This is a genomic window from Fuerstiella sp., assembly GCA_022447225.1.
GTDB lineage: Bacteria > Planctomycetota > Planctomycetia > Planctomycetales > Planctomycetaceae > S139-18.
In genome coordinates, this window is the sequence record JAKVAZ010000003.1 from 12,310 (window position 1) to 23,765 (window position 11,456).

At 53.7% G+C, this 11,456-nt stretch carries 6 protein-coding genes; 3 read left to right on the top strand and 3 right to left on the bottom strand.

Features of this window, described 5'->3' with window-relative positions; genetic code table 11:
* Positions 1-13: 13 nt before the first annotated feature.
* Positions 14-6,127, bottom strand: coding sequence for an MG2 domain-containing protein (locus MK110_03110; GenBank protein ID MCH2210264.1), 6,114 nt, complete (start codon positions 6,125-6,127; stop codon positions 14-16).
* A gap of 421 nt (positions 6,128-6,548) precedes the next feature.
* On the opposite strand from MK110_03110, the gene MK110_03115 reads away from it, so the two are divergent.
* The 3 genes from MK110_03115 (at position 6,549) to MK110_03125 (ending at position 8,285) form a co-directional block, all read left to right on the top strand.
* On the top strand, positions 6,549-7,232 hold the full coding sequence (locus tag MK110_03115) for a cysteine hydrolase (protein MCH2210265.1): 684 nt from the start codon (positions 6,549-6,551) through the stop codon (positions 7,230-7,232).
* 156 nt (positions 7,233-7,388) lie between these two features.
* On the top strand, positions 7,389-7,562 hold the full coding sequence (locus MK110_03120) for a hypothetical protein (GenBank protein ID MCH2210266.1): 174 nt from the start codon (positions 7,389-7,391) through the stop codon (positions 7,560-7,562).
* Between the two features lie 102 nt (positions 7,563-7,664).
* A complete protein-coding gene (locus tag MK110_03125) occupies positions 7,665-8,285 on the top strand; it encodes a GNAT family N-acetyltransferase (GenBank protein ID MCH2210267.1) in 621 nt (206 codons plus the stop codon).
* 194 nt (positions 8,286-8,479) lie between these two features.
* On the opposite strand, the gene MK110_03130 is transcribed toward MK110_03125, so the two are convergent.
* Complete coding sequence (locus MK110_03130) at positions 8,480-9,931, bottom strand: type I 3-dehydroquinate dehydratase (protein MCH2210268.1); 1,452 nt, start codon at positions 9,929-9,931, stop codon at positions 8,480-8,482.
* Between the two features lie 253 nt (positions 9,932-10,184).
* Entirely contained in the window at positions 10,185-11,405 is a 1,221-nt protein-coding gene (locus MK110_03135; protein ID MCH2210269.1) for an argininosuccinate synthase, read from the bottom strand.
* Positions 11,406-11,456 lie beyond the last annotated feature (51 nt).

The window sequence follows — 11,456 nt, forward strand, 5'->3', positions numbered from 1 at the left end:
ATGAGGCTGTTTTCTATTTTACGGCCTCCGTGACCTGCAGTTTGAACTCGTTACTGTTACCGACAAGTTCCGGGGCGTACATTCCTTTAATGCGAGCCGGGAGGGCGGACATGCGGCCGGGTGTTTCTGCACGCAGACGGTAGTTGATGCTGTGGTTGCCTCGAGCGAGCCTGGAAATAAAGAAGGACACTCGGTCGTCCCGCAGTTCGCGATAGGCTCGCAGTCCGCTGTTGACGTAACCACTGCGTCGATCGTCCGGTTCGAAGCCACTTGGCTTATGGTCTTCCAGGAGGAGATACTCGTAGTCGTTTTTACTATCGATGAGCAGCTCAACTTCGACCAGCTCACCACTTTTGACCTGGTCGAAGTTCGCCAGCGGGATCCGCTTCCATCGTGTCGTTCGCTGCCTCACCGATTGGCCCCTGTCACCTCGAACGCTCACCTGGTCGTCGTTCCGTTCGAGTCGATAAAATTGTCGTCGCACTTTTACTTCCAGACCGGCGGCCGTCACAGGATCTTCCTGAGTGAAAAACGTCAGGTACGCGTTGAAATAAACCGGTCCGGTTCCCGTTCGACGAATTTCGATGTTGCGGGCTCCCGTGTGTACCGTGTCTCCTTCCAGCAGCATCATATTGTCAAAGCTGAAGAAGTTCTCAGCGTTGATCCTGACGCGTTTGTGCAGTTGACCATCAATCGAGACCTCCACGGTCATGTCAGGACGATCTTCACCAGTTGCGTCGATGTATTCGGCCATCGATTCAATCACGACAGCTGTGTCACGTGTGCTGCCCCAGTGTCCGTCGGTTCTTCGATTATTCAGCAGATACTTGACCACACGTGGTGCCGTTATGTCTTTTGGACGCACTTTCAGCAGGAGGCGAAGGTACATTGCGTGTGTTTCGTTCTCATTGCCATACCAGTACCACCGGCGACTGCCAGGCAGCCTGAGCCAGGCCGTTTGATTCTCATCGTCCCGTTGCAGGTATTGCTCAACGTTCCGCAGAATTATGTCCCGCCGATCATTTGATGATTGACTGTGCAGCACCAAACCCGTCAGACACATTCCGTAGACACTGAGTTGCAGACGGTCGCGATCAAGATAATCAGTCATGGCCGGGTTGTTGCCATTGTGTTCAGACAACACCCAGGCGACCAGGGCATCCATGTTCCCCGCCTGCATTCGAAATGACCGACGACTACCGTTGGGGGATTCTCTGAATTCACGACGCCTGTCCCCTTCCTGAAGTTTGACCAGTTCGGCAGCCTGGTATGACTTCAGCCAGAGGACGCCTCGGTTGATCACATCCGGAAGGACGGGAACATCATTTACCTGGGCCACAGACAATCCATGGACAACCAGGGCGGTGAGATGCGGTGATGAGTGTTCTCCATAGCCGGAGAACCAGCCCCATCCCCCGTCAGAGAGTTGCATGTCCGTGAGTGCCTGTACCCCATTGCGAACGATTCGGTTCATTTCGTCTGTGTCGAAGACCGGGTTTGGATTTCGAGTGTTCCATCGCTGTTTGCTTTTTGCGGAATTAATGATTTCCTGAGCGTTCAGGTTTGTACGTTTTATTCGAATTGCTTCCAGATCAAGACCCATGTTCACGAGTGTGCGCTGTGTGAGCACTGCCGGCAGGAACCGGTTTAAGGTTTGTTCCGTACAGCCGTAGGGGTATTCGATGAGATAGGGCAGCGCATCAACCATGGTTCCCGCGAGTGAAGGACTGTAACGAATCTCCAATCGAGACTGCTGTTCGATGCGTCGGGCCGGAACGTGAAGCTGCAATTGTGCTGAATCCTGGCCAGGGCGAATGGCGCCGGCAAAGCTTTCGGTCTTGAGAATGCCATGGATCTGAGCCGGTACGGTCAGTTCCACGGCATCAGATTCTTCGTTGGTGAGTGCCTTCATGCGCACCACAGCATTCCCTGAAGCAACGACCTGCACCGGCCAGTCAACTCGGGCTTCGCCGCCTGGTTCGATCTTCACCGTTTGTGTCGACGTTGTGAGGTGTCGCAGTTGTCCACCTTCGGTTTCCAGCACCACATCTACGTCTTTGGCCGTGTTTAGGTCGTTGTGTACGATGGCTGACAGAGTGATTTGATCCTTTTGAGTGAAGAATCGCGGCGACTGTGGTCGAATGATGAGCTTCCTGCTGCAGATGATGTCTGTGGTCCCGGACCCGACACGGGTTCCCCTTCCGAGTGTCCAGACCTTAATCTTCCACGTTGTCAGATTGTCGGGCAGATCGAATTGTGCTGTGATTAAACCATCGGCATTGGAATCGACCGAGGCCAGCCACAGTGCCGTGTCGGTGAAAACAGAACGCACGGTCGGTTCCACAGAGGCGGTACTGTCAGCAGATAAACCGTCATCCGCCATCGCCATTGGGGAACCAGGCGACTCTTTTTCTTCCATCCGACTCGACCTCAACACACGGCCGCCGGTGTTACCGAGGGGCATGATCGGTGTGGGAGAACCGCCTGACAGAGGCTGCATCGGTCGGTCCCCCTTTCGGAACAGGGGAACCGAGATCCGCTGCAGTGTGGAGGTAACCCGCGATTGATGCTGTCTGCGGATGTTCCAGAAAAACTTGCGGATCTCCTGACTTGTACTCGCTGCGATGTACTCAAGACTCGCATCGTATGCTGTCAGGATGGCATTGCCCACAAATGGTCTGCCGGACTCATCACGGAGTTTCACCGTGACTTCGGCAGATTCGCCAGGTCGGTATTCCTTCTGAGAGGCCACCACTTCAACCTCCGCTACTTTTTGTACCGGCGGGACAAATATTTGTTTCATTGCGGAATGCAGGCGACCATTGGCAATGGTCAGGGCCTCAACGTATATATTGGGCATGTCCTCCGGTCGAATCTTCAGGTTGTATGTCGTACTCTTGCCTTTCAGACGAATGACTTCCGGTTGAGGACAGACCCCGTTCACGGGGCGTACGAACAACAGGACTGTGCTGTCGGGAAGATTCGTGTTGATCTGAATTACGGCCGTTTCACCTGGTTGATAGTCACGTTTTTCGACAATCAGTTCCAGATCGTTAAAACGATACCCGCGTTGGGCGTCACCGGGGCCGCGGACGTAAAGCAACTGACCGCCTTCCAGGGTTGTTCCCTCAACATCAGTTACACTGCAGGACACTCGATACTGACCCGCCTGCGGAATGACGGCTTTAAATGACGTCGAGCCGTCTTCACCGGTCGCAATATCAAATGTCTCGACCTCTCGCTCCTCGGCGTCATTGCCATTCCAGGTAACCTGCAGCAGTCTTCCGGTGACAGGTCCTTCGACTCTTCTTCCGTCGGATGTTCGGGCCTGCAGGTTAACAGTGACCGTGTCTCCGGTCTGGTAGTGGCCTCGATCCGTCCAGACGAATACCTTAAATGGCTTTCGTGCCACCAGAACGTCACCTTCCGCAAATATTGTACGACGAGACTGATCCATCACTTCGGCAGTGATACGGTACAGGTGATCGCTGTCGGAGTGGTGCTGTCGTGCTGATTCTGTATCGATCTTCACTGCAAGCGTCCCGTCGGCCCCGATAGCTGCATCTCCTTCTGCAACAACCTCCGGCGGATCAAAACTCCAGCCCGACCACCGCGGAGTCGGACCGAAACAGCCCCACTGATGCCAGCCTGGATACCAGGCTGAATCGGGGGGGAACCACCAGTAGCCGGGACTAAACAGCCAGTCCCACTGCGTTTTCGGGAACCACCGATTGTCTTGCGTCGTGCGTTCGATCCTATAGCGAACTCTACCATTGCTGACGGGGGCACCGAAGTAATAGCGTGCATTGATGACTGCTGAAATGGTCTCGCCCGGTTTCACTGGTTCATCGGGGGCGTCGATACTGACTTCGAACTCAGGCTTGCGGTATTCTTCCACCTGGAAATCTCCGCTGCCAATGGCCGGCTTGTTGCTGCGATTGTCGTTTCGACAGATTGCCAGCGTATAGCTGCCCGGAACGGCGTCGGCCGGAACGGGCCAGGTTCCGTCGATCCCCCCCCATCGATCGGTGGTTACGCTGCGTTCTTCAGTAACGTCCCCTCGAGGGTTGTACACCTGCAGCACAAAAGATGTATGAGCATACCTGGCTTCCTTTTCATGAAAGCGAGGCTGACGTATCCACATGCGAAATTTCACTTCGTGTTCCGGTCTGTACACCGGACGATCGGTCACTACATAGACTTTGACAGGACTGTCGTGTAGTTCGTGTAGTGGCTGTGCTTTCCAGAAACGACTGAAGCCATCGAACGCCAGACCTCCCGCGTCGGTTCTGGCAACAGTCACCCACCGCATCCGACTGTGCTGTTCAGGAGCAACCACACACAATCCATTTCCGTCGGTTCGATCGGTAAACCGGCGAGTGATAACGTGGTGGTTGCGAGTGCGACCAATCCGTTTCTGACGGAAGCCAAAAAACTCCATGCCGGCTCGATCCGCCGGAGCACCGGTTGCAGCGTCTGCCACGAAGTAAAGCGTACCGTCTTCAATATGTTTTTTCGTGATCGATGTGTCTGCAATCCACAGTACGATCCGTGATGTATTGCCGTCTCTGATTGTTGCTTCGACCCAGTAGGCACCTGCCTTTTTAAGAGGAGTCGTGACCGATTCCTGGACGTCAAAGTGCCCTTCCTTTGGTGTCAGATCCAGTTCCCAGCTGGCGACAGGTTTTCCCAGATATTTACTTCGGTTGTCATTGATCAGACGATAGCCCACGTTCTGGATTTGTATTCTGTTGTGATCAAGCTGCGCGGGGCGGTCTTCAAGGTACTCACGTGTGTCTGACAGGAGTTGTTCGATGTCGATGGGACGGGCGGTGAAACTTGCCTGGCTGCCATTTCGAAAACGGATATCAAGAACTGCTCCCTGACCGGCGGACTGAGTCCTCGCCGTCTCAAACTGAATCTGGTTGTCTTCGATTTGCCTGATGCGTTTACGCAGCTGACTGCGAACCTTGGGCTGTCGAGTCAGTTCGAGTGCATTTCGGAGCAGGGCAGCCGCCTGTGGATACTGATGACGATTCATACGCACCTGAATCATCATGTCAATCGCCTGTTTCTGTTGGCTGTCTTTTCGATCAATCACTCGTTGAATGACGGCAATGTGATTGAATTCTTCCGGAAGACTGAGTCTTCGTTCACCAATTGCCAGTCGTGCCAGTGTTTCTGTATCGTCCAGTTGATGCAGAGTGAACCCGGCAACAGATCGATCTCCTGTAGTTCGCGTGACCGGAGCCAGTTGATGCGTCGTGGAGCGGACGCCGAACTGCCTGACCAGGAACCGGGCCCATTCCAGGTCCACAGCACTCTGACGGTTCGGAGCAAGCAGTACCTGCTGTGCCATTGCCCACCGCCACCGCTCTCCGTCGGAGCTGCCCGTTTCCCAGGAATTCGGAACATGAAACAGCACCGGGTCGCCCTCTTCATCGACTGGTGCGTCTGGCGGGGAATGACCGTAACTTTCAAAGTGATGGTTGCCGGACAGGTTTTGATAGCCCGGAAGCACGGTCAGGTCAGTGAGATCCTGCAATTTCCATGGTTGTGATAATCGCTCCTGACCGGTGATATTTGCGAGTAGGCCCCACACATTTGCTTTTGCTTCCGGCGTCGCGTCTTCTGCCTGTTCGAGTGCTGCCAGCGTTTTTAGCAAAAGCTGGATCGACCGGACCCGGTCTCGCGCCTCCGATGAAGCATACTGGCCGTTACCACGATGCTCTCCACGTTCAAACTGTCCGCCGATAACAAATCCGTGGTGATCAATTGCTTCACCGAATAACTGACCCGCCGTGAGCAGCAACTGCCAGTCATTGTTGTGAATCTCGATTGCCGTCTCGACCAGCTGGTCGAATTCATTGACTCGATTGAGGTGTTGCAGACAGTTTACGGCGTTGCTGAGATCATCTGCAGTGAACTGTCCGCCATTGTCGGAATCTTCAATCAGCTTCCGAAACACCTCCAGTGCCTCCGCATAATTGCCGTTCTTAAGCAACTTAACGGCTCGGTGTCGCGACTCCCCGGATACCTGTGGTGATATCGTCCCCAGCAATTGCTGAAGCAGTAAGACAAACAACAGGACGGCGCACACACCCGTACAGAAGATGGACTTTGGCATTCAGGCGATCCTTCGGAGGAATCCGATGATACAATATCACTGACAGTCATTTGGAGTGATGAACGGTTCGTATCAGTTCAGACTAATTGTCAAAATTGATCGTGTTTTCGAAAATTGATCTGACGGGCTGTTGGTTGGAGCGTTGACGTCTCGTTACTCGTGAAGCATTATTCGGTGGAAGCCGTTGGTGTGCGGATTCCGTGGTTTCGTCGGTTATGCCGGAAAGCGACTTGTCGTGTGATTTCGGGTGTCGGGAAGGAAGCTGACATAAGGAATCAGCGAAATCCTAATGGCCGTCCAGTTGGTCACTGGTGACTCGATTGTTTACAGAATCGGTATGGTTGGATTCGGATGGGCACTGACGAGTGCACAGCCGGCAGCGGCGGAACTCACGACGGCCTTTTGAGAGGACATTCAGACAGTGTCTGACTCGCCGGCAAACTGGAAAACTGCGTTTCGCAGCTTTTATTACGCAAATGCCGACGCGCCGGATGATCCTGTATTGGATCCATCGTCCACCGCGCTGCTGGTTATCGACATTCAGAACACTTATCTGGAGGTTCCGGAAGACAGGATTGAGGCAACGCGCTGGAGGCCCTTCTTCGACCGCATGAATCAAACCGTTATCCCCAACACAGGGCGCCTGCTTGATTGGGCTCGCAATGCGGGGATCGAGGTGATCTTTGCCCGGATCGCCTGTCAGACTGCTGATGGTCGTGATCGGTCGCTGAGTCAAAAAAAACCGGGATTCAATTATCTGCTGCTACCGAAAGAACGTGATGACAGTCAGATTGTGCCGTCACTGTCGCCGCTGGGTGATGAAATCGTGTTGACCAAGACGACAGACAGTGCACTCACTGGTACAAACCTGCGGCTGATTTTGCACAATATCGGGATCACCGATGTTATCGTGACCGGCATATTTACTGATCAGTGTGTCAGTTCAACAGTCCGATCTCTGGCGGACGAAAGCTTTCGTGTTCTGGTGGTTCACGATGCCTGTGCAGCAGCGACCGATCAGCTTCATGAACGTGAGTTAGAAATTATCAACATGATTTATTGTCATGTTGTGTCTCATGCTGACCTGGACGGGTTTCTAAAGTGAGTGCACGGATGGAGTGATCGGTCACAGAAGGAGTCCGCATTGATACACGAAAAGTCCGATGGGTGTCAGAATTCAGCAACGAAGTGTGGTTAATTCCGTGGCGAACAGATCAGGCTGTGACTGACAGCAGGCTGCCGTCCTGCGAAATAATTGAGCTTGAGGGGGCAGAGCGTGGAAGTCGGATACCAGACCGACGGGGCGTCTGTCTGCCCCTCCCCACCCAACAAATACGGCACACGCGGTAGAATACGCGGAATTGACGATTTGCAGCAGTTTCGTAATCAGATCAAATTTGGGGGGGATCTGAGTCAGTGGCAGTATTTCAGCTGACTTGCCGCCTGGTTTCGGTAGAATCACTTTGATGATTCGGTCTCACTCATGTGAGACATGTGTTTTCTCTCGCTGGATCCCGCTTATCCGGAATCGGACTGTATGAGTGCAACAGCAAAGCACTACAAGCGGCTGAGAATGCAGATTGATCTCCAACAAACACTGGAAGCGCCCGCGCTTCCTGACGGTTACCGGTTTGTTCCCTGGCAGCCGTTGGTTCAGGAACGTCATGCTCAGGTTCAGTGGCGCGCGTTTCGGAATGATGTTGACGGCCGATTATTTAACTGTTTGAGCAATCTGGCCGGCTGTCGGCGACTGCTTGGTGAGACTGTCAATCATGCTCAGTTCTTCGTCAGCGGGACATGGCTGGTTAAATTTCAGCCGGAACCGGTCTGGCCTGCAGATGACTGTGCGATGATTCAGGGATTGGTTCGGACCAGCAGAACCGGAGCAATTCAAAATCTGGGAGTGGTTCCCGAGCATCGTGGATTTGGTATCGGCCGTGCTCTGTTGCTTAAAACGCTCCACGCGTACCAAAGCACAGGTGTTCGGACGGCAACTCTTGAAGTGACAGCCAACAATCAGCCGGCCGTACGTCTGTACCTGAAACTTGGTTTTCAGGTTGTTCGTGTGCTGTATCGAACGGCAAAGGCGGGTTCGGTGGTTCGAGGTTCGGAACGACGCCCCTATGAACTGGAGCGTCGAGTTCCGGTTGTTGGCTGAACCCGGGTTTCCGTTAAGTTTGTTCCGGTAAACAGAAATTTGTTTATGCATATGCACTGGTACTGATGGCCGGCCTGTTACTTTTCGCGTCCGATCGACACGTCCCGAGGGTCTTCTGAAAAACTCAGTCGTTCCCGGCGTGCTGCCTCCCTCCATCGCTCATGCCGGACCGGATGCAGTGCAGTTCCTTGGTGCTACCCTCCGAGTCCCTTCCGGAACGCTTCGAGCGGCAACGATTTTCCGGTGAGATACCGGAACTGTTTTTGCATCTGACATGCAAAAATCATTGCGGGATTCACGTAGTGACAACCGCGTTCCTGTGCTTCCTGCGCTATCGCGGACTCAGCCGGATAACTCAACAGATCGACGACAGTAAGTCGTTCGCGCAACAGCGACGGGTTCAGTTCACCTCGACCGGTACCACATTTGATGCTGGCATCGGTCAGTATGACTCCCTCTACCATCAGGCTGTGAATGGCATTCCAGGGAACATGGCGTACACCAGCCTGTTTTGCGGCCCTGGCAGCCGAATTATCGGACGGTGATGCCAGACTAACCGCTGAGTTCATCTCCTGAAACCGACTGGCCATACTCATCGAGAGTGCATCAGCACCGATGATCAGAATCACTCGTCCCTGAGCCCAGTTTTTGCTGTTACGAATACCGGAGGTGGCTGTTTCGATCGAATCGAACAATGTTGCACGCGCCTTCCACCGTCCCTGTTTTTCGGACATGATGTCCATGTAACCATCTTCACCCACGGTCCGATGCTGTTCGTCGACCAGCTGATGCATCTGTTCAGCGAATTCACTGTGGATAATCAGGGCGTGGATTTTTAATATTTCCAGCATCTTGCGCAGTCGATCCGGGCGGCCGGGAATGACGGGCAGACACCGGATCGGCACCTGGAATTCCTTAAAAGCTGCGTTCAGTATACGGGACGTTGTATTCTCCACAATTCCTCGTCCGACGATCCCCACGAATCTGGTCTGACGGGTCACATCCGAACAGCAGTATTCTTCGTTCAGTTGAGCAACGGTGGCTTCTCCGTCACTGGTTGCCATCCCTTGTTCGAGTGCGGCATAGATCCAGGGGGAACCATAGCGACGTGCCAGCAGTGAAAAGGCAAGTCCGCCGGGACCGATGCCTTTGCCGACCACCGGAACATCACGGTTCTGCGTGGCCACCGACAGCAGAGGCCACATGTCGTCAAGTGTTTCAGTCAGCCATGTGAATTTGACAACGTCAGCGTTCGCTTTGAGGCATCGTTGAATCACACTGTTGACGGACGTTCGGTTAAGTGGGCCGTGGAGGTTGGTGTAGTTGATCACTCTTTTTGTCGTGCCGAATCTTGGTATCTGCTCGGCCAGTTCCACGTTCATTTCCACGTATTCCGGTCCTGCAGCGATCGCATTGCGAATCAGGCTGATTCTGTCTTCTTCAGGCCCGACCCAGTGCCCGCCATCCCGTGGTTGCCGACACGACACCAGAATCGGTTTATCGACAATGTCCAGAAGTGCTCCGACGTCTGGTTTTCGTTCAAACTGGTCCAGGCACAATTCGATCAGGTCGCACTGTTTGGAAGCATTGAACAGATCAGCAGCAGCCAGTCGACGTGAAGACGGAGCGACGGAGATACATATCATGTGCAGCGACTCCTGCGGCCGGTTCGACTGTGCTGCAGGTTCCGGTTACGACTGTAGATCGTGTGTGGTTCTGCAGGCGACGTTTTCTTCGGCCTCAAATCTGCCCTGGTGAACAGTATCGGAATGGTCTCTTACGGGACAATGTCCGTCGGACAGAAACCGCCCGACGGACAAACGTTTGCTGTGGGCAGAGGTGGCTGATCCGGCTCGCGCTGCAGGTTTGTGTCTGCACGGGAAAATCGACGGATTCAGGCTAATAGGATCGTGGCCGAACGGTTCCCTGAACCCTGCCCGGCAGACCCATGATTCGCAGGAAACCTTCTGCGTCCGTCTGATCGTAGTCTCCTCCACTTTGTTCCATACTTGCAATGTCTGCATCATACAGGCTGTTGGAAGATGTTCGGCTGCTTGTGCGAATGTTACCTTTGTAAAGTGTGAGTTTCACTTCTCCTGTGACCACTTGCTGTGCTTCCCGGATGAAGGCCATCAGTGCATCCATCTTCGCACCGTACCAAAATCCGTAGTAGACCATTTCCGCCACAACAGGACTCAGCTGATCACGCAGATGTGTCAGGTCGCGGTCCAGAGTGAGTTGTTCGAGTGTCTGGTGTGCGGCATACAAAATTGTCATTCCGGGCGCTTCATACACTCCCCTGCTCTTCATTCCCACGAATCGATTCTCAACCATATCGATTCGTCCAATGCCGTTACGTCCACCGATCGTGTTGAGTTCACTCACCAGTTCAGCGGCGGAAAGTCTGTTTCCGTTGACAGAAATCGGGACCCCGGATTCAAAACCGATGGTCACCGGTTCTTCGTGGTCAGGCGCCTGTTGAGGAGACACTGTCATCCCAAAGTCTACGACTGTTTCACCATCCACAGTCAGGTCTTCCAGGTCTCCTGCTTCATAGCTGATGTGCAGGCAGTTTTCGTCGCTGGAGTACGGCTTGCTTGCTGTCGCTTTAACCGGAATGTTTTTCTCATCGCAGTACTCAAGCATTTCTTTTCGTCCGGGAAACTGGCTGCGAAACTTCTCGTTCCGCCATGGTGCGATCATTTGCACCCTCGGATCCAGCGCTTCTGCGGCCAGCTGGAATCGGCACTGGTCATTGCCCTTTCCGGTGGCGCCGTGGGCGAACGCGGCAGCGTTAACTTCACGGGCTCGCTGAAGACAGGCTTTGGAAATCAACGGACGAGCGATTGACGTGCCCAGCAGATAAATGCTTTCGTATTTTGCCTGCCACTGCAGTACCGGAAACGCGAAGTCGCGACATAACTCTTCGCGGACATCAACAATTTCCGATGTTTTTGCCCCAATATTGAGGGCCTTACTCAGAATCGCGTCGCGATCTTCGCAGGGCTGACCCAGATCGACGTACAGGCAGTGGACTTCATATCCTTCATCCTGAAGCCAGCCGACCAGTACTGATGTGTCCAGACCACCGCTATAGGCGAGAACAACCGAATCTGCCACTGTAAATTCTCCGGTGTTTTGATGTTATCCAGTTGAGTTGAACCGGCAGTG

What these genes read in the sequence shown, in the direction of transcription:
- MK110_03110 (MCH2210264.1), bottom strand. Translation starts at nt 6,127, where the DNA reads ATGCCAAAGTCCATCTTCTGTACGGGTGTGTGCGCCGTCCTGTTGTTT.
- MK110_03130 (MCH2210268.1), bottom strand. Translation starts at nt 9,931, where the DNA reads ATGATATGTATCTCCGTCGCTCCGTCTTCACGTCGACTGGCTGCTGCT.
- MK110_03125 (MCH2210267.1), top strand. Translation starts at nt 7,665, where the DNA reads ATGAGTGCAACAGCAAAGCACTACAAGCGGCTGAGAATGCAGATTGAT.